19 protein-coding genes are annotated in these 19005 nt (G+C 42.8%); 3 read left to right on the plus strand and 16 right to left on the minus strand.

Annotated elements, in window-relative coordinates:
- Positions 1–5: 5 nt before the first annotated feature.
- The 3 genes from BAZ21_RS19810 to BAZ21_RS19815 all read right to left on the minus strand — a co-directional run bounded on the left by BAZ21_RS19810 (position 6) and on the right by BAZ21_RS19815 (position 3298).
- Positions 6–1889, minus strand: a complete 1884-nt coding sequence (locus BAZ21_RS19810; protein ID WP_068504383.1) for a beta-glucoside-specific PTS transporter subunit IIABC — start codon at positions 1887–1889, stop codon at positions 6–8.
- Positions 1890–2291: 402 nt separating this feature from the next.
- On the minus strand, positions 2292–2483 hold the full coding sequence (locus tag BAZ21_RS28645; RefSeq protein ID WP_141695007.1) for a hypothetical protein: 192 nt from the start codon (positions 2481–2483) through the stop codon (positions 2292–2294).
- A gap of 59 nt (positions 2484–2542) precedes the next feature.
- Positions 2543–3298: a helix-turn-helix transcriptional regulator gene (locus tag BAZ21_RS19815; protein WP_068504385.1), complete on the minus strand. Its 756-nt coding sequence runs from the start codon at positions 3296–3298 to the stop codon at positions 2543–2545.
- Positions 3299–3415: 117 nt separating this feature from the next.
- Here BAZ21_RS19815 and BAZ21_RS19820 point away from each other — a divergent pair, with 117 nt between their 5' ends.
- The gene (locus BAZ21_RS19820; protein ID WP_068504386.1) at positions 3416–5332 is read left to right on the plus strand and encodes a right-handed parallel beta-helix repeat-containing protein; all 1917 of its coding nucleotides are present in this window, start codon (positions 3416–3418) and stop codon (positions 5330–5332) included.
- An 88-nt stretch (positions 5333–5420) separates the two neighbouring features.
- Here BAZ21_RS19820 and BAZ21_RS19825 read toward each other — a convergent pair whose 3' ends face one another.
- The 5 genes from BAZ21_RS19825 to BAZ21_RS19845 are packed head-to-tail and all read right to left on the minus strand — an operon-like array spanning position 5421 to position 9344.
- Positions 5421–6386 (minus strand): zinc-binding dehydrogenase, encoded by a 966-nt coding sequence (locus BAZ21_RS19825; protein ID WP_068504388.1) that lies wholly within the window; start codon positions 6384–6386, stop codon positions 5421–5423.
- Between the two features lie 5 nt (positions 6387–6391).
- Entirely contained in the window at positions 6392–7018 is a 627-nt protein-coding gene (locus BAZ21_RS19830) for an ABC transporter permease (protein ID WP_068504390.1), read from the minus strand.
- A complete protein-coding gene (locus tag BAZ21_RS19835; RefSeq protein ID WP_068504392.1) occupies positions 7015–7785 on the minus strand; it encodes an ABC transporter ATP-binding protein in 771 nt (256 codons plus the stop codon). The genes BAZ21_RS19830 and BAZ21_RS19835 overlap by 4 nt, the downstream gene beginning before the upstream one ends.
- Positions 7786–7799: 14 nt before the next feature.
- Complete coding sequence (locus tag BAZ21_RS19840) at positions 7800–8711, minus strand: glycine betaine ABC transporter substrate-binding protein (RefSeq protein WP_084011771.1); 912 nt, start codon at positions 8709–8711, stop codon at positions 7800–7802.
- Positions 8712–8720: 9 nt separating this feature from the next.
- Positions 8721–9344, minus strand: a complete 624-nt coding sequence (locus BAZ21_RS19845) for an ABC transporter permease (protein WP_068504394.1) — start codon at positions 9342–9344, stop codon at positions 8721–8723.
- Between the two features lie 131 nt (positions 9345–9475).
- On the opposite strand from BAZ21_RS19845, the gene BAZ21_RS19850 reads away from it, so the two are divergent.
- Complete coding sequence (locus BAZ21_RS19850) at positions 9476–9826, plus strand: winged helix-turn-helix transcriptional regulator (protein WP_068504396.1); 351 nt, start codon at positions 9476–9478, stop codon at positions 9824–9826.
- A gap of 110 nt (positions 9827–9936) precedes the next feature.
- Here BAZ21_RS19850 and BAZ21_RS19855 read toward each other — a convergent pair whose 3' ends face one another.
- Both BAZ21_RS19855 and azlC read right to left on the minus strand, forming a co-directional pair.
- Positions 9937–10269 carry a branched-chain amino acid transporter permease gene (locus BAZ21_RS19855; RefSeq protein WP_068504399.1) on the minus strand — a complete coding sequence of 111 codons (333 nt, stop codon included), beginning with the start codon at positions 10267–10269 and terminating at the stop codon, positions 9937–9939.
- Entirely contained in the window at positions 10250–10981 is a 732-nt protein-coding gene (gene azlC, locus BAZ21_RS19860; RefSeq protein ID WP_068504401.1) for an azaleucine resistance protein AzlC, read from the minus strand. Before azlC ends, BAZ21_RS19855 begins: the two co-directional genes overlap by 20 nt.
- Before the next feature lie 107 nt (positions 10982–11088).
- Here azlC and BAZ21_RS19865 point away from each other — a divergent pair, with 107 nt between their 5' ends.
- Positions 11089–12480: an aminotransferase-like domain-containing protein gene (locus BAZ21_RS19865; RefSeq protein ID WP_068504402.1), complete on the plus strand. Its 1392-nt coding sequence runs from the start codon at positions 11089–11091 to the stop codon at positions 12478–12480.
- A 94-nt stretch (positions 12481–12574) separates the two neighbouring features.
- Here BAZ21_RS19865 and BAZ21_RS19870 read toward each other — a convergent pair whose 3' ends face one another.
- The 6 genes from BAZ21_RS19870 to BAZ21_RS19895 form a co-directional block, all read right to left on the minus strand.
- Positions 12575–12967: an ester cyclase gene (locus BAZ21_RS19870; RefSeq protein ID WP_256022015.1), complete on the minus strand. Its 393-nt coding sequence runs from the start codon at positions 12965–12967 to the stop codon at positions 12575–12577.
- A gap of 243 nt (positions 12968–13210) precedes the next feature.
- Positions 13211–14251, minus strand: coding sequence for an NAD(P)-dependent alcohol dehydrogenase (locus BAZ21_RS19875; protein ID WP_068504662.1), 1041 nt, complete (start codon positions 14249–14251; stop codon positions 13211–13213).
- Between the two features lie 413 nt (positions 14252–14664).
- On the minus strand, positions 14665–16419 hold the full coding sequence (locus tag BAZ21_RS19880) for a hypothetical protein (protein ID WP_256022018.1): 1755 nt from the start codon (positions 16417–16419) through the stop codon (positions 14665–14667).
- 173 nt (positions 16420–16592) lie between these two features.
- Entirely contained in the window at positions 16593–16853 is a 261-nt protein-coding gene (locus BAZ21_RS19885; protein ID WP_068504407.1) for a YciI family protein, read from the minus strand.
- 140 nt (positions 16854–16993) lie between these two features.
- Positions 16994–18100 (minus strand): Gfo/Idh/MocA family protein, encoded by a 1107-nt coding sequence (locus tag BAZ21_RS19890; protein ID WP_068504666.1) that lies wholly within the window; start codon positions 18098–18100, stop codon positions 16994–16996.
- A 163-nt stretch (positions 18101–18263) separates the two neighbouring features.
- Positions 18264–18992: a ThuA domain-containing protein gene (locus tag BAZ21_RS19895; protein WP_068504409.1), complete on the minus strand. Its 729-nt coding sequence runs from the start codon at positions 18990–18992 to the stop codon at positions 18264–18266.
- Between the last annotated feature and the right edge of the window lie 13 nt (positions 18993–19005).

Consider the following 19005-nt stretch of genomic DNA (forward strand, 5'->3'; position numbering starts at 1 on the left):
TCTATTTATTGTTTTACTAATGTTAGCAGTGGTGCATTAAAATCTACTGCTTTTTCAGTGGTTGCAGTTACACTGGAATAATCGGATGTGTTTATCACTATGACGGGTACTTGCGTGATAAAGCCCGCATCTTTGATTTTAGCAATATCAAATGAAGCTAATTCTTGTCCCAGTCTTACTCTTTGCCCTTCTTCTACAAAAGTCTCAAAATATTGACCTTTCAACTTAACTGTATTTATACCAATATGAATTAACACTTCTACTCCTTCATCTGATAGAAGTCCGATAGCATGTTTTGTTCGAGCAATTGCTGTAACTTTACCTTCAAATGGTGCTACAACTTTACCTTCACTTGGTTCAACAGCAATCCCTTTTCCTAAGCTCTCTGAAGCAAATGCCTCATCGGCAACGTCTGTAAGTGGCAACGTCATCCCTTTTAACGGACTTGTCATCAAACTATCTTGTACTGAAGGTTTCATTTCATCAGTCTCTTTCGCAACATCTGGCATAACGGTCTCTTCCGGTGCATTCTTTTCATATTTGATGGAGAGGATGTAAGTTAAAACCGCTGTTACGACAATCGTAATAACTAAAGCAATTAATATATTGTACAAATTCCAAATATTCTCGCCCAGATAAAGAGGAATAGCCGGTATCCCTGAGGCCCCTGTCGCATAGCGAAAAACGTTCGTAAAACCTGCGTATACACCACCACACGCGCTCCCAACCATCGCAGCGACTAGCGGATAACGTTTTGGTAAATTAATGCCATAGAGTGCAGGTTCGGTTACCCCCATTAATGCAGTGGTACCCGTTGAGGTAGCCACTTGTTTCTGAACTGAATCTTTCACTCTGATGCTCACTATAAGCGCTGCAACACCTTGTGAGATATTTGATAGAAGCGCTCCAGGACCAATTATGTTTTCTAGTCCTGTTGTTGCTAGTTGCATTTGACTCAGTGGAGAAATACTGTAGTGTATACCGAACATAACCATAATTGGCCATAATGTTGCAACAATGATGATTATCATCCAATTGCCATAACTCGCCAGCCAATCAAATCCGAGCGCAATATAATCTCCGATATACGAACCAATCGGGCCGATAATCGTTAAACCTAATGTTCCAGTGATTAAAACAGTAAACATCGGAACAAAAATAATTTTTATCGCATTCGGAATAATCTTTTTCAGGAAACGTTCTATATAGGACTGAACAAAAACAATTAATAATATAGGAATAACCGAAGTGCTATAGCTCACGATTCTAACTGGCAGACCAAATAAATGAACATCATCCCCAGCTCCCTGCAACTGAATAAAATTCGGATGCAATAGAACCCCTGCTAAAAACATTCCTAAAAATGGACTGGCTTTCAACTTCTGAGCTGCACTGTAAGCAAGGAAAAAAGGCAAAAAATAAAAAACTGCGTCAGACATGAAATTTATGATGTAATAAGTTTGTGATTCTTTGGAAATTAAACGGAATAATAGCAGTAAGGCAAGAAACGCTTTGATCATGCCCGCCCCGGTAATTGCAGGAATAACCGGACTAAACGTAGCTGATATAAAATCAATCACTCGATTCAATACATTTGGTTTCTTCTTTTCAACTGTAGTTGATTCTCCATCAATCGATACACCTGTGTACTTAACAATTTCTTCATAGACTTCTTCCACGTGCGTACCAATAATGACTTGAAATTGTCCACCGCTTTCAACAACATTTGCAACACCATCTAACTTTTTAACGCCATCTTTGTCCGCTTTTTTATCATCATTTAGAATAAAGCGCAGTCTAGTTTGACAATGGCTCAATGATGAAACATTCTTCTCACCACCAACTTTTTCAATAACTTGCTGGGCGAGTTTTTCATATTTTTTACTCATAAAATTTTCCTTTCTTTCCCTTAGATGTGAGTGAGTAAAGTTACCTAGTACTTCTATCAGTTACGGATATAACTTAGCAACAATCGTAAGCGCATTCAAGATGATTTTATGATACGTGCGCATATTGGAACGGCGTTTCGTGAAATCGCTTACGGATTCTGAATAATTCGAAATAACATGAAACAAAATATAAATTCATGGGTGAATACTTGAAGTATTTCCTATTTTGTATAATCGTGATTTTTCTAGCTTTAAGGCCTTGATAATAAAAAAGAAGCTTTCTTGTTCGATTGAAAATGAATAACACAATCAAACAGGAAAACTTCCTCAACACATATTTCTGATATTTTATTTGTCGTTGACATAAGTAGCCACATTACATCGCTGTAATCTTCTGTTGATTCAATGTTGTATTCTGTGGGATTTGGGCGATTTACTGGTTACTTTCGTGCTGTTCCTGCTGCTGCCACTGCTCTTGCAGGTAGCTGCATGCATCCGCAAACAAAGCTGCGGCAAACCGCCCGGCTCTGGCGGGCAGCGATCAAGCCTTAAGTCCTCAAAACAACCGACAGGCTGATTTCTTCTTTGAATCATAAATGAACAGCCCTCCGCTACGGCTGATCTTGCTCCACAAGGTTCCCGCTTTATCTTTCTTATTCCATTGCTCGATACTCTCTAGGCGCTTTACTGGTTATTTCCTTGAAGTTACGGTGAAAGGTTCTTAAATTGTTATAACCACACTTGATTGCAACTTCACCAATCGCCTGCTGGGAATTTTTCAGCAAATAGCATGCCTGTGAAATCCGATAATGATTTAAGTAGTCCGTGAAGGTCATGTTCATCTGTTGAACAAACAACTTTGATAGATAAGGATAGTCATACTGCAGATGTTTTGCAACGTCTTTTAATGTGCAATCAGTAGAATAATTTTCCTCTACATAGAGCAGCATCTTATAGAGCACCTTTGTTTGAGGTGATTGCTTAACCTGGGTAAACGATTTCTGATTTATCAGATCAGCACAAACTGCATATAAAAAACTTTTCTGGCTATAGATCGAATTCAGCTTACTAAGGTCAATCGCTCTCTCCAAATGCAGTGCACTGTCATTTGGAATTAAGCCTTTAAAATTCATGAAAAAGTCGCCGATCAATTCTGGAGAAAAAAGGATGATTGTAATATCAGAGTAATCAATGGTCTTAAATTCATGCATTTGATTTGTAAAGATAAAGACCAAATCATTTTCCTTCAACAGATACTCTTTTTGATCAATGGATACATATAGCTGTCCATCGTTAACATAGATCATTTCATATGCGCGGTGAAAATGAAGGGGAAAGTTATAATTTTTCAATGGAAAAAAATGAAAGAATTCTTTTCCCTCCACTCCATGTTTTTCAAATAAGACCATACAATCCTCCTTTGCCAGAACACTAATATTGTCTTAAAGTTTACTACATTTTGGATAGAACTAACAAATATTATTTCCTACAATAAAATAAATTGAATTTAAAGGAGGTATAAGACTATGGAGTATCATGTAGCAAAAACTGGTTCAGATCACGGCCAGGGGAGTCAGCAAGATCCATTTCTGACAATAAATAAAGCAGCTTCTGCTGCTGTGGCAGGTGACACGGTTATTGTCCATGAAGGGGTATATCGTGAATGGGTAAAACCAAAGTTTAAAGGGTTAAGCAACAAGAGAAGAATTACGTATCAAGCCGCAGCAGGTGAAAAAGTAATCATCAAAGGCTCAGAGCACATTCAAGGTTGGCAGCATGCCGAAGGGAACGTTTGGAAGGTTGTATTGCCGAATGAGTTTTTCAGCAACTACAACCCATATGCTCTTGAAGTATCCGGGGATTGGCTCGTCACAATTGAGGAAACCAAGCATTTAGGAGACGTTTATTTAAATGGTATGTCCTTTTATGAAGTCAGCCGCTTTGAACAACTGATTGATCCGGAGGTCAAAACAGAAATATTGGACCACTGGACAAGAGAAATTGTCCCTGTTCATAATCAGGAACAGACAAAATATGTCTGGTTTGCAGAAGTGAATGCTGACAATACAACCATATATGCAAATTTCCAAGGCGTTGATCCGAACAAGGAATTTGTTGAGATTAACGTTCGCAGATCTTGTTTCTATCCCCAAGAGACAGGGATTGATTATATTACGGTAAGAGGCTTTGAAATGGCGCAGGCCGCAACACCATGGGCACCTCCGACAGCGGATCAGCCTGGACTGCTTGGCGCCAATTGGAGCAAGGGCTGGATTATTGAAAACAATATCATTCATGATGCAAAATGCAGTGCCATCAGTATTGGTAAAGAAGCCTCCACCGGGCATAATTATCGCTCCGTCCGCAAAGACAAACCCGGATACCAGTACCAGCTGGAATCTGTCTTTTCTGCTGAACGTAATGGCTGGTGCAAGGAAAAAATCGGTTCCCATATTATCCGTAATAATACGATTTATGATTGCGGTCAAAATGGAATTGTGGGCCACTTAGGCGGTGTCTTTAGTGAGATCCATCACAACCATATTTATAATATTGCTCTGAAACGTGAATTCTACGGTCACGAAATTGCAGGAATCAAGCTCCATGCAGCCATTGATGTCCAGATTCATCATAACCGTATCCATGACTGCTCCTTAGGATTATGGTCAGATTGGCAGACACAGGGAACAAAGATTAGTAGGAATGTATTCTACAGCAATAACCGTGATTTGTTTGTAGAAGTAAGCCATGGGCCATATATTGTTGATCACAATATATTGGCTTCTGAGTATGCCATGGACAATGTGTCACAGGGTGGAGCTTATATAAACAACCTAATCTGCGGCAAGATGAATCATTGGAAAGAAATGACTCGTTCCACACAGTATCACCTCCCGCATAGCACCAAAATCGCAGGCTTTTCTTTTGTTTACGGAGGAGATGACCGTTTTTATAATAATATTTTCATTGGAGCTGATGGATTGGAAGGAGTCGGAACGTCCCATTATAATAGCTACACGGCATCTTTAGAAGAGTATATTGAAAGCGTACACAAAAAGCCTGGCGATGCTGAAATATTTAACTTGGTGGAACAACCTGTTTATATTAATAACAATGCGTATTTTGCTGGAGCAGAGCCGTTTGAAAGAGAAGAAGACAAATTAGTTGATAAAAGCTTTCATCCAAACTTCAGTATAGTTGATAAGGGAGAAGAAGTTTATCTTTCCTGTGAACTGCCCGAAAATTTTGATCATTTTCTCGGTGAAGTACATTCAACAGCAACACTAGCACGTGTACGTATTGTTGACGCTGAATTTGAGCGTCCCGATGGCGGTGAAGTGATCCTGGATACTGATTTGCTGGATCTGCAGAGAGTAGAAAAAAGTCCATTAGGGCCGATTGCACTTTTGAAAAAAGGTAAGAATTATATTAAAGTTTGGTAATTCTTTTATAGAAGAAGCCTTACACCTTTATAAATCATGGTGTAAGGCTTTCTTTCACTGATAACGCTTGAAACCTTAATATATTGCACTAATCATTCAAAATTACAATCTTACCATTCGCATTATTGCTCTCCATTAAAAGATGAGCTTCCCGGATATCTTCTAGCTTGAAAACTTTAGCAATTGGCGGAACAATTCCATGGTCTTTAATATGATTGAACAGGTCGAATAGTACGTTTTCTTTGATAACTTCACTTGTAAATGCCGTAAAATAAACACCTGTCGGTATATCAATTAACGGTTCAAAGGAATCAAGTGTCCATTCATTTCCCAGTATCCCTGACATGCATAAGACTCCTTGCTCGGAAACCAGTTGCAATGACTCCTTTAATGTGACGGTACCCACCAACTCCAGGACTTTATCTACGCCATTTGGAGCGATTTTATAAACTTCTTTCGTAAAATACTCATCATCAAGTAAAGCAAAGTCTGCCCCCGCCTGCTGAAGATATGCTAGCTTTCCGCTGTTCCGAGTGGTCGAAATGACTGTGGCGCCTACACTTTTGGCTAGCTGAAGGGCAGCCAGACCAACAGAGCTCGTCCCACCGCGAATGAGAAGCACTTCGCCAGCAGTTAATTGGAGACATTCGAATAAGGACGCATACGCCGTATAATACATTTCTGGAATTGCAGCGAGTTCAGTCCATTTCATTTCAATGGGAATGGAATAAACCTGTTTTGAAGGAATCACAACATATTCAGCATAACTTCCATCAAATTCTCGGCCTAATCCCCCCATTAATGAAGCAACAGACTCCCCTTTTTGAAATGAACTGTCCGATGGATCTTCGATCTCCCCTATGCATTCTATACCAATAATCCGTGGGAATTTGACGGATGGAGAATGTCCCTGTCTTGTAAACATTTCAGAGCGGTTTATTCCAAAAGCTTTGATCTTAACAAGTACCCAACCTGGTTTAACTTTGGGGACGGGAACTTCTTTTATCTCTAATTCTTCAGGTTTACAGGCCCCTTCCAGTACAACAGCCTTCATAAAAGTTATCTCTCCGATCCAACGTAGATTCGTTTTTCAAACTGAATGAATAATGCATTCGTTCCAATAGCGAGACACGCTGACAATACACTCCCCCACAGAATCTTATATATATTCATGGTTCTCAAGCCATCATTTAATATCGTGCCTAACCCACCTGCATTTATAAACGCCGCTATAGTTGCCATTCCAATCGTAGATACGGATGCTAGCCTTAATCCTGTAAAAAGTGCTTGGATTGCCAAAGGCACCCGAACATAAAGCAATACCTGAATACGACTCATACCAAGCCCAGTGGCTGCCTCAATAATAGACTGTTCAACATGATTCAAACCTGCGATAAACTGACGTAGCAGGATATATTGGTTATATGCAATGAGCACCGTGATCGCTGTCGTTTTACCCAAACCTGTCACGGGTATCATGATTGCGAACAGCGCCAAGCTGGGAATTGAATAAAGAATCGAAAAGATATAAATGAATAACCTGGATACCGTGTTTGAGGTCAGGGCTAAAATCGATAAGAGTACTGCGATGACAATGGAGATCAGCATGGTTACAATTAGCATCTCCACATGCTCCAGTAATGCACTTCCTAACTTATCCGGATGCTTAATGGCATAGTCAATCACCCTAAACCCTCCCAGAAGCGTTCTTGCTCTCTTGAAGATTGAATAAGCGATGCGACAAATTCGTTTGCTGGATGAGCAACAATTTCTCTTGGCGTATCAAACTGACACACTTTGCCTTGATTCATGATCATAACCCTGGTTCCCAGCTTAAATGCTTCATTGATATCATGCGTCACGAATAGAAAGGTTTTCTTAACTCCCCCATGAATTCGCAGAAGTTCATCCTGCAAATTTAGACGAGTAATGGCGTCTATAGCTCCAAAAGGTTCATCCAACAGCATGATATTAGGATTGGTTGCCAAGGCCCTGGCTAGTCCAATTCTCTGTTGCTGGCCTCCCGATAGTTGAGAAGGGTAACGATTGGGGTAATTTTCTGGATCTAACCCAACCAAAAGTAACAATTTGTGCACCATTTCATCAATCTTCGTTTTTTCCCATTTCAAAAGCCGGGGCACAGTAGCAATATTTTGTCCAATGGTCATATGAGGAAACAACCCCACTTGCTGAATAACATAGCCAATCCTTCTTCGCAGCGCTACAGGATCGATTTCAGCAATGTCATCACCAAATAGTTTTATTTTCCCTTGGGTAGGTTCAACTAAACGATTTACCATCTTCAATAGTGTGGTTTTTCCTGATCCGGACGAACCCAGTATGGTTATAAATTCGCCTTCCCTAATGGACAGATTGACATGATCAACAGCAAAGTCATTGGAGTTTGGATATGTTTTGCACACATTTTGGAATTCAATTGCTATAAGACTCATGTTATCCTCCACACTCATTTCATTGAGTCATAAAATTCTTTTGCCACATCTTCATATTCTTTTTTATCCACGTCCACTTTTGCATTCAAGGCGGTTATGGTTTCCGTATTCAGTGCCGCACTCACCTTATTAATAACCTCAGCTATCTCTGGATTTGTATCCAGTACATGATCACGAACAACAGGAGCCAAGTTGTATGGAGGCCATACTTGTTTGTCATCTTTCAACAGTGTGAACTGATCTTTATTAACTAGTTGCCCTTCTGTTGTGTACGCTGGAGCAACATCCGCTTCATTGTTTTTAAGTACTTCATATTTCAAGCTGTTATCATATACTTTAGATGACTTCCAATTGAACTTACCATACACTTTCTCCAGGGCTGGGATTCCGTCTGCACGTTGGTCAACTTCTCCTTGTGAGGCGAATCGAAGCTTACTTGCATGTTTTTGCAGATCCGTAATTGTAGTAATCCCTAAATTTCTAGCAACTTCCGAACGAATAACAAGCCCTGCCCCATCATTTGCCTTAGAGTAATCTAGCCACGTAATTTTAAATTGCTTTTTATATTCTTCCTTAACTTTCTTATAAACTTCGTCAGGGTCGGTGATCATGTCTATTTTCAATATGCTTAATAAACCGGTACCCGTATATTCTGGATACATATCGATATCGTTGTTAACAATGGATGAATGGATAACGGAGCCCGCAATATTGGGTACTCGCTCTACCTTATACCCCGCATCCTCCAAAGCCAAAGCGTAAAGTTCACCCACAATCAAATTCTCAGTGAAATCTTTCGTACCGATCCGTATCGTTGCTCCTTTATCTTCTGCATTTTCTGCTTTATCACCACATGCACTTAGAATGAGCGACAAAACAAGAAAAATTGAAGTTGAAAAATACAGTTTTCCCTTTTTTCTAGACATATCTTTTGCCTACCTTTTCAAAAATCTATATTTAAACAAAATACGCTCGGACATATCAAGCATTACCCCAACTGTAATTGCTAAAATTGCCACCGAAAACCCACCAACCAAAAGTAAATCCACTCGATTAAGTCCTAAACCGATAAAGATGATTTCCCCCAATCCACCAGCTCCTATTTTGGCAGCCAGGGTAGCACTCGCAATGACCTCAATGGCAGCCATTTTGATCCCTGTCAGAATCATTGGCGCAGCTAGTGGGAATTTGACTCGCCACATTACCTGTCGATCTGACATCCCCACTCCATGAGCAGCCTCAAGTAAAAAAGAGGGAACAGTCTCTAAACCGGCTATCATATTCATTAATACAGGGGGAATTCCTAACAATATCAGGGCAATTAAAGCTGGTTTTGTTCCCGTCCCCATAATAGGAATCAAAAGGAGTAGAACAGCTAAACTAGGCATAATCCGTAGAACTTGGAATAAGGATACGATCCATTTTTCCGTTCGTTTGTACTTGAGGGTTACGTAACCCAACACAATTCCAATGGATGCAGAGCAAAGCAAAGCTAGTAAACTTATTATGATATGCTCTTTCCCAGAAGTTAAAAAAACCACCCATAAGCTGTCATCCAAGGTTTCTCCACCTTTCGTTCAATTTGCTTTTTCCTTGCCCGCTCTATAATATAAGCAATATAATCGTTTTGAAAGTAGGCACCTTTTTATTAGGTAGGAACCAAAAAGTAACTATTGGAGGATTAGACTGAATGATTACAAAAAAAGAGTTGCCTCTTTGTCCCGTGGCGACAACAGTTGGGTTAATAGGCAACAAATGGAAGTTGCTTATAATGCGAGACCTATTGAAAGGAACCAAACGTTTTGGTGAACTTCGTAAAAGTATTCCGGAAATCAGTCAAAAAGTACTAACCGAAAATTTGCGGTCTATGGAAGAGGATGGTATCGTCATTCGAACCGTTTATGCCGAAGTACCGCCTAGAGTCGAATACTGCTTGAGTGATTTAGGGAATACTTTAAGACCCATCATTAATGTGATGGAAACGTGGGGCTTGGAATATCAAAAGCTCAATGAGGAAGTTCCCCGTAACATGAAGGAATAAGCTGCCTTGAATATAGCTTTAGCAATCACCTCTTTCACAATGAACTGATTCATAAAGTCTACTGCTGCTTGGGTTGTCCCATTAGGTGAGTGTAGTTCTCCCGTTCCACTTTAGAATACAAATTGGACCAGGAACATATAGAGCAGTGTACCGCCAGCGATGGATATCAACATGTTTCTTCTCCAGAGATGGAGCATCATAATGACGACAATGGAAATCAATTCGGGCACACCATGAGACCCAGAGAGAAAAGTAACATCCTTAACGCTGTAAATGACCAGTAGTCCTAAAGCAGCCGAGGGAAGCACTTTGCCGAGATACTGCACATATTTGGGTGTGGGACGCCCCGAAGGGAACAAAATAAATGGAATGAATCGGGTCATCATCGTTCCCAAGACGACCATCCCTATCGTTATGATGTTCTCAAGCAAAGTCATGGACATCATGTGTCTCACCTGTCTTTCTATCTAGTGATTTTCTCATGAAGGAGAGCACGATGAGCAGACCTATCATGGATGGAACAATGAAATTCTCGCTGTTAAAAATAAGCAGGCAAAGGATCGAAATTCCCAAACCCAATAATGCACTGTGATGTGTGCTCTCTTTCATCCATTGTTCAATAAAGATCACAACAAAAAGCGCTGTCATCACAAACTCAAGCCCCTCCATATTAATGCGCACCAGTGATCCGAAAATTCCACCAATGGCAGCGCCAAGTACCCAATAACTGTGATTAAGCAGGGTTACAAAAAACATGTACCATCCCTTATCCACTTCTTTGGGGATCTTTGCCGTGTAATTAATTGAAAACGATTCATCACATAGTCCGAAAATCAGATAGAACTTTTTGAATCCGGTGCCTCTGTATTTTTCAAGCATGGATATGCCATAAAATAAATGCCGGGCGTTCACCATTAAGGTCATTAGCAGGGCACCTAGTGGATTGAACGGACCGAGCAGTAAATGCACTGCAACAAATTCCATTGATCCAGCAAAAATAAATAGGGCCATAAGGATCGCATACCCCGCACCAAAGCCAGATATATTCATAAGAATGCCGTAGGCAATCCCTAAAAACAAGAATCCAGCCAGTATGGGAAGTGTGGGAGGAAAAGCTGATTTAAAGGCCAATTGAAGCTTACTTCTGTGTATCATGTTTGCTACATCTCCTTGACAAGTTTACTTTTCTTCGTTAGTTTAGCAATGTAAATCCATACAATCAATGATACAATTGTATGCATTACAATATTGTGAGGTGTGCTATGCCATTTAATTCGTTTGAACATTATCCGATGTCGTGGAAACCTGACAGGGATAGATTGCAACGACCGCTTTATCGCTCTCTCGCCCTATTGCTGGAGCATGACATCAGACATGGATTTTTGGCTCCGGGTACAAAACTTCCCCCGCAGCGGGAGCTGGCCGACTTTTTGGATGTGAACTTCACAACGATTACACGCGCATACAAGCTTTGCGAACTTAAAGGCTTAATTCATGGCGTGACCGGAAGCGGCACCTTTGTTTCAGCCAACGCGGCTCGGTCGGTCACCATTTCAAAAGATCCATCTTCGAACGTATATATTGACCTTGGCTTTGTTGCCTCATTTGAGCAAACCAATGATCTGGTAACTGAGGCCGTAAAGCACGTGGTGGAGAAAAGTTATCTGGAGCAGCTATTGAATTACAATGATCCTGCAGGTATCCCGCATCAGAAACTGGCTGCACTCAATTGGATGAAGGCTTTTGGCATCCAGGCCGATACTGAACATATGGCCATCGTTTCGGGAGCGCAAAATGCATTAGCTATTACACTCTTTGCACTGTTTGAACCCGGAAATCGAATTGCGGTTGACCTGTATACGTATGCCAATTTTATTGAAGTCTCCAAAATGTTTCGTATCAAACTAGTCCCCATTGCCGGTGATGAGTATGGGATGTTACCTGAAGCTCTGGAAGACCAATGTTCTCAATCGAATTTACATGGTGTGTTTTTGATGCCTTCCTGCGCTAATCCCACGACCATTATAATTCCGGAAAAGCGAAAAAAAGAATTAGCTCAGGTCATTCAAAAACATCGTTTGATCCTGATTGAGGACGACATTCATGCCTTTTTGTCAGCGGGCATTATAGATCATTATGGTCAGCCGATGTATCAGCTGCTCCCTGAACAAACGGTTTATATTTGTAGCACCGCCAAATCCATCTGCTCAGGTCTTCGAGTGGCCTATATCGTGTTTAACGAAGTATTCAAAGACACAATGATGAAGGCCATATACAACGTCAACGTCAAGACATCCTCTTTGGACGCAGAGATCATAACCGAGCTGATTTTGTCAGGAAAAGCGAATACGATAGTTGCAGAGAAAAAACAACTGGCCCAGACGGCCAATCAGTTATTTGCTGAATTCTTCCCAAATACTCTCCACGGGGGACATCCATTGGGTTTTTATCGATGGCTTCCTTTACCAAAAGTTATGGACGAAGCTTATTCTGAAGGTTTTTTCCTGGAAAAAGGGATTCGTGTATTTCATTCCAATCGGTTTCTGAGCGGGGGGAATGCGGAAGATAACTATCTAAGAATAGCGCTTTCATCCACTAGTTCTTTAGAGGAACTAAGAAGAGGATTGGAGATTTTAAGAGAGAGCCTCGAATGAATCGATGTCTTGATGCGTATAGCTCATTCAAGGGCTGTTCGTCTAAAATGGAAGGCTTTCTTTGCAGCCTTCCATTTTAAGACGAACAAATGTTTTACGGCCTTGGAACAGCGCCAATCTGTTGAAGTAATCCAAGCATATCGGGTTGACCATATTCCTCTACAATTTGTCCACCAGAGAATCGATAAAAATTCATCGCTTGAACCTCGATGGTTTTCCCTGTTGGAGGAAAACCGAAGAAACTGCCTTGGTGTGTACCTCGCATAATGAATCGCGCAGCCACCGTATCGCCTTCAGCAACCATCTCCTTCAGTGTCCATTGGATATCAGGGAAGCCAGTTCGCATCATTTGGATAATTGCAAGATATCCATCCGGTCCTTTCATCGCATCTTCCTGTACGGGGACATAGAAAATCGCATCTGGAGCAATGAGTTCTTCTGCCAGCTTTACGCTAGCTGTATTAATGAACTCTGTAAACCGGTGCATCTGTTGTTTATTCGCTTCAATTGTCATCGTCCAATTCCTTTCACCTGCTACTTGGTTTTCAAATCCATAATAAGTACACTCGTGTTATTTGTGAAGTAGGCACCTTAATGTTTTATACTAACCATTTGGTAACTAATAATACTTATTCATTCATTCCATCAACCATATATTCGAAAAAATCAAAATCAGCATAATGCTGATGTTTAACACGAATATTTTATGTTTACGGGCTCTTTTAATTATTTATAAAGTGGCCATGTCAATCACGAACCGATAACGCACATCGTTGTGCAGCACACGGTCAAATGCTTCATCCACTTGATCGGCACGGATTACCTCTATTTTAGGAGCAATACCATGCTGAGCAGCAAAATCGAGCATCTCTTGTGTTTCTTGAATTCCACCAACATTTGAAGCAGTAATGCTGCGACGTCCTGCGTATAGGGAGAAAATATTGTACTGTTCTGGTTTGTTTGGCAGACCAACATTTACAAGTGATCCATCTACTTCAAGCAGGGATAGATATGCATCAACATCAATATTTGCAGACACTGTGTTTATGATGATGTCATAGTGACCAGCCAATTCCTTAAATGTTGCGGGGTCAGTGGTAGCATAGAAATGATCTGCCCCAAAGCTCAAGGCTTCATTTTTTTTACTCGTACTTGTACTCAAGACAGTAACTTCAGCGCCTATGGCATGAGCAAATTGAACGGCTAAATGACCGAGTCCGCCCATCCCCAGAATGGCCACCTTTTTACCAGGACCTGCGTTCCAGTGCTTTAATGGAGAGTAAGTGGTGATACCGGCACATAATAACGGGCTTGCTACAGCCAGATCCAAGCTGTCTGGGATACGAACAACAAAATGTTCTTTTACAACAATTTTTTGGCTATATCCACCGTAAGTAAGATTTCCATCGTAGTCTGTTGAATTAAATACAATAACTACGCCTTTTGTACAAAATTGCTCTTCACCTCTGAGGCAGAATTTACATTCTCCGCAAGAGTTAACAAAGCAACCGACACCAACGCGATCCCCAACAACGAATTTTGTAACTTCTGTTCCTATTGCTGTCACGATCCCTGCAATCTCATGCCCTGGTACCATTGGATAAACCCCATTGCCAAAATCATTGTGGGCAATGTGAATATCTGAGTGACAAATCCCGCAATACTTGATATCGATTAAAATGTCGTTAGGCCGTAATTCTCTACGCTCAATAGTTGTCTTTTCGAAAGGTGCTTTTGCGCTTGGAACACTTAGAACATGGGTTGTACACATATGTTTCCTCAGCTCCTTTGCCTTTGAAAAATGAGGCGACTGGTTAAGATAGACACACATTGATCGATTCTTCTCTTGTCCTACAGTCTGTATTCATTATATTATCAGTTGTTAAATGAATTCAATTGGTGAATTTAACAACAAAGAATTTATAGACAACCGAAGGAGCAAATTTGTGACAACGAAAAGAGAGGGACCAGATTTGATACGTTTTGGGTCCCTTTAAAGCGTGATAGAGTCGCTCTGGCTGGCCCGCAAAAAAGTGGTCATTCTCCGCCTCACACACGAGTACGGTACACTCGATCTGTTCCGTCCATTTTCGATGGTTCAACCATCACCTTCACCGCTCATGCAAATCTGCGCGCCGACATTCACCCGTCGGCTAAATTCTAGCTGGCCGCTTAGTTTGTGGCCTATATATCCCTAGATATGATCGTAACGCCAGACGAAAAAGTAGGTGCGTAGGTTGCATTCTCTACGACGCTCCCGACTATCTTAACAGATACCGTTCTGCCGCCCGCGCAATTTACTAACCTCTGCCCTCCAGTACCTTTGAACGTCACACCCATCATAATAAGGTTGGTGTTGCTGTAAGTCATACCAGTGGTGATTATATTATTAAGCACGATTGATGTATTCATTATCTCACTATTTATAAGCTTTATTGTGTCGACGGGAGTAGTAGCTGTGATTAATCGGGGCACGTCAGCCTGCATGTGTATGTTTTCCAAAATGATACTCTTTTGGATGGGTGGTATTGCGTTTGGGTAGTAACTACGGGAGTAATTGTCTTTGTCAAAGTGGATACTAACAGCAACGGGTCTATTTTTCTGTAGATAGATATTTCGCAAGTGGATATTTCTACAGCCTGCCGTGTAGGTAACATCGTCCTGTATCATTGCCCATTTAATATTACCGTCGAGTGTAACCGTCCCGCTTGTGTGTGTAGGTGCCGTCATGGATGTGTACTTAGTGCCGTCAGGGTTTGCGACAACTCGGTACAATCGCCCATTACTTACCACTGTGTCTGACTTTTGCAGCTCCATGCCGGAAAACCAATCAACCCAAGCGCCGGCGAGAACACGTAAGAAGTATCCAGTCGTAGATGCAGCGGCTAAATCGTAGCAGTTTTCTATTAAGCCATTCTCGATCCAACCAAGCTGTGGATTTCCTGTATCGTAGTCATGCCCGTTAAGCGCTATAGGATCGTCGTACGTTTTAAATTTTCCATCACGGACCACAAAGCTACTGCCTCTACCAAAGTGTACCGCGTCCTTGCCGCCCTCTACTCGTATCTTGTCTATGGTCACATCCTCGAAGGTGCATATCTGTACGCAATAACTATAGGATAGGAGGTCGAGACATTCGAAGTTTTCGATTGTGAGATTTTTAACGTAGAAAAAAGAGATTTGACCTCTCAATCCCGTAATTAAGTCTGAGCCCGCAGTGGATTCTTTACCGTTGCATATTAGCTTTAAACCTCTAATTACAATGTTTTTATTGTAACTACGAGTAAATGCCCCTTTATTGACGAGTACGTACCCGTTTGATGTGGTGCGCCTTAAAAAGACACCTGGACCAAAATCTAGAGTGACGTTGTCCCCGATCTTTATCGCTCTATCGATATCGTAGATGCCTGCCTGTTCTACCCTTATCGTGCCTCCCGCATCAACGGCCCTTTGTAGTGCAACCGCGTTAGTTGCCGCATCATTACTTGGCATAAATCCAAATTTAAGTGCGCTAGGTACAAATATAGATTCTGTCGTAGTTGTGATGTCTATGGCGTAGACTTGGTAAGATGTTTTACTTGTACCGGCAACTACAATTCTTACAAAGTAAACGTCATCATCGACAGTGTAATAATTAATATCAAACGCAGCTTGCCGCAGCATCTGCTTCACCGCGTTGTACAAGTTAATCCTATACATAATTGTGTTATTTTCCAGTCTGAGTCTCTTCACCTTAGACACGTCGATGTATCCAGACCTATAACTATTCGTAACGCTCGTCTCCATACCAGCGCTGGTCAGTCCACCCATTGCCCAATCGGAAGGTATCGGGGTTGTAATCTCCTCAGCTACCTTGGTGGTAGTTTTACCTATTATCTCTCCTACTTTAGCGTCTGCTTTCCTGGCAATCGCTCGGGCCACTGTGTCTTTTATCGTCATTTTAATCCCCCTACTCATGGTTTTCTGATCGGGCTTAACATTTTAAAACGAATAGAGAAGGCCTTGAATCCACTCTCTCTGAGATTCAAGGCCTTTTGTTTTCCGGGTAGCAATACCATTCGGGGCTAATCGATATCGCCGGAAGATCGGACAGTTTTTCATGCCACATAACATCAAATTACCATTTCCCACTCATGCATCTCGTAACGTCTCGCTTTTCGGATGACGTAAGGATCATTTTCCACCCATTCTTGAACTTGATCGATTGATTCCGACTTGTAAATAACCATACCTCCCCATCCATCTGCAAAGCGGCCGTTTGCAAAGATGCGTCCTTTAGAGCGTTGTTCCTCCAAATAAGCAAGATGTTCGTCACGATGGGCTTGGCTTTTTTCCTGGTCCAACATAGTTAAAAACACAGCATAATATTTCATCTCTACACCTCCCCGGATAAACATACCTTATAAACCACACATTTTTACATGCATGGCGGACATATCAAACTCAGATAGCTCCGTCGCGTTCGCTTCACTCCGTTTCTTCCAGTCCAAAATTCTGGTAATAATAGGATACTTTATGCATCCAACGTATACAAGGGCAGGTTTTCCGGCAAAGCAGCCGGGCGCAGGCATGTGCTCTGCATCGGATAGAACGTTTGCTCATCGGAGGAATCATGGAACGCCCACATCGCCTCCAGCACATGGTAGGCCAGTTCACCGCTGGCGCGGTGAGGCCGTCCGGTGCGGACAGCGTAGGCCATATCGGCAACGCCGATGCCACGTGTGTTCTCCTGGTAGCCCGGCAGCAGCGGGGCATCTGTCCATTTCTGCTCGCCCAGCAGCTTGTAGCGAACCGGCCCTCCGAACGTGTTCGGATCAGGCACTTGCAGCGTGCCATGAGTACCATATACCTCGATCGGAGGCAGAGTGCTTCCACCAAAGATGTCAAAGCTGGTAATCAGCGTGCCGACAGCCCCCTGCTCGAAGCGTAGCAATCCGGCCACATGGGTCGGAATGTCGACCGAGATGGTCTGCCCTCTCTTTTTCTCGCTCGTAATAGTACGCTGGTCCATCGCCTTGCTTGTCATGCCGGAGATAGTGGCAATCGGACCAAGCAATTGCACCAGGGCCGTCAAATAATAAGGCCCCATATCAAACATCGGGCCACCGCCGACAGTATAATAAAATTCAGGATCGGGATGCCAATGTTCATGTCCACGGCTCATCATGAAGGCCGTAGCAGCTACCGGACTGCCAATAACCCCGTCCTCAATCAGCTTCAATGACGTCTGTATCCCGGAGCCGAAGAAGGTCTCTGGTGCGCAGCCGACAAGCAGTCCCTTGTGGCGGGCCAGCTCCAAAACAGCCTGGCCCTGCTCACGGGTGACCGCAAGCGGCTTCTCCACATAGACATGCTTGCCTGTCTCAAGGGCTCTGAGGCTTACGTCGGCGTGAACGGCCGGAATGGTCAAATTAATGATGAGTTCGATCTCCGGATCAGCCAGAATCTCATCTACCGAATATACGTTCGGAACGTTGTACGCTGCCGCCTGCTCCTCTGCCCGGATATGGTCCAGATCCGCTACTGCAGACAGCTCCAGAATGTCGAAGCGATGGCAATTTTCCATGTAAATCCCGCTGATTTTACCACAACCGATAATGCCCACTTTCATTTTGTTCATGCCTGGACTCCCTTCTCCTTCAGAAAAAATGGATAATGGCATTCCCTTACTGCATCCGATACCGTCTTGTCTGTTGCCCTTCTGCACTCAGTCCCTTTCCTACCATGGAGGATACAGGCCGCCAAAATCTCTGCCAGTGGCCTGCCACTTCATCCTGTTCACGCTACTGCTGCTGGCTGTCTGCCATGCCCGTATAACCCTCTGCCATGGAGCTACCCCGAGCAGCCGCCGCCTGTTTGCCTGCCGCAGCCCACAGAAACCCGCTGCGCATCATCTCGGTCACTTGAGGCATATCTATGATATCCGCGTGATGTCCCAGCGAATTGTAGAAGACGTGGCCGTTCCCCCAGCGCTTCGTCCATACAACAGGCATATCCACTTGCCCATTGGCCGAATGTGGTCCTGGTACGACCGGGAAGCGTGTGGTTGCCAGCACTTCAACTGCCGGGTCTACGTGGAGGTAGTACTGCTCGCTTTTGACCTGAAAATCCTCAATATGGTCTAGAAGCGGGCTGGAGCCGCGTTTCATGTTCACCATGTACTCCACCCCGTCATTGCCGGGATGTGCAACCCATTGCCCGCCTGTCATGAACTGCCAGTCTACATTGTTCCGGAAGGCATCACACATGCCGCCATGGCAGCTTGCCAGACCTATGCCGCTTTGAACCGCTGCTGAGACATTATTGACCAGTTCCTGCTCAATCTGTCCCATGGTCCACAGCGGAACGATCAGGTCCAGGCCAAGCAGTTTCTCCGCATCCCGGTAGGCTTCAAGGGTATTAGACACCTCTACCTCGAACCGCACTTCCTTCAGAATACGTTCAAAAATGGCCGCCACCTGCTCTGGCTCATGTCCATCCCATCCACCCCATACAATTAGTGCCTTGCTCATCTGAAATCCACTC

Origin of the sequence: Paenibacillus kribbensis (assembly GCF_001705305.1) — a bacterium.
GTDB classification, from domain to species: domain Bacteria; phylum Bacillota; class Bacilli; order Paenibacillales; family Paenibacillaceae; genus Paenibacillus; species Paenibacillus kribbensis_B.